The organism is Sphingomonas glacialis, from assembly GCF_006439055.1.
Lineage (GTDB): Bacteria > Pseudomonadota > Alphaproteobacteria > Sphingomonadales > Sphingomonadaceae > Sphingomonas > Sphingomonas glacialis_A.
The window spans coordinates 1-673 of the sequence record NZ_RCZC01000023.1 but is presented as its reverse complement, the minus strand read 5'-3'; the positions used below and the strand labels follow the sequence as shown (position 1 = coordinate 673).

At 63.0% G+C, this 673-nt stretch carries 1 protein-coding gene; it reads right to left on the bottom strand.

Annotation, left to right across the window (positions count from 1 at the left end):
- Window positions 1-57: 57 nt before the first annotated feature.
- Window positions 58-673, bottom strand: a 616-nt coding sequence (locus tag EAH76_RS23810; protein ID WP_241659869.1) for a toprim domain-containing protein, incomplete at its 5' end; no start/stop codon positions are given.

Below are 673 nucleotides of genomic sequence, written 5' to 3'. Positions count from 1 at the left end.
ATGTGATTTCTTCAGTTTCCGGTCGTTGAGCGAGCGAAGCGAGTCGAAACGCCCGCACTAGATGTCGAGGAAGCGGACGTCCTTGGCGTTGCGCTGGATGAAGCTGCGTCGGGACTCGACGTCTTCACCCATCAGCACGCTGAAGATCTCATCGGCCGCCGCGGCATCCTCGATGGTCACCTGACGCAGCGTGCGCGTCGAGTGATCCATCGTGGTCTCCCACAGCTCCTTGGCGTTCATCTCTCCGAGACCCTTGTAACGCTGGATGCCGGCGTCCTTCGGGATGCGCTTGCCGTTGTCGAGCCCGTGCTTGAGCAGGGCGTCGCGCTCTGTGTCGCTGAACACGTACTCGTGAGCGGAGTTCGACCACTTCAGGCGATACAGCGGCGGCATCGCCAGGTAGACGAAGCCAGCCTCGATGAGACCGCGCATGTAGCGGAACAGTAGCGTGAGCAGCAGCGTCGTGATGTGCTGGCCGTCGACGTCGGCATCCGCCATGAGGACGATCTTGTGATACCGAGCCTTCTCGATGTCGAAGTCCTCGCCGATGCCGGTGCCGAAGGCCTGGATCATCGCCTGGACCTCGCGGTTGCCGAGCGCCTTGTCGAGGCGCGCGCGCTCGACGTTCAGGATCTTGCCGCGCAGCGCCAGGATCGCCTGGGTGTGCGGATCG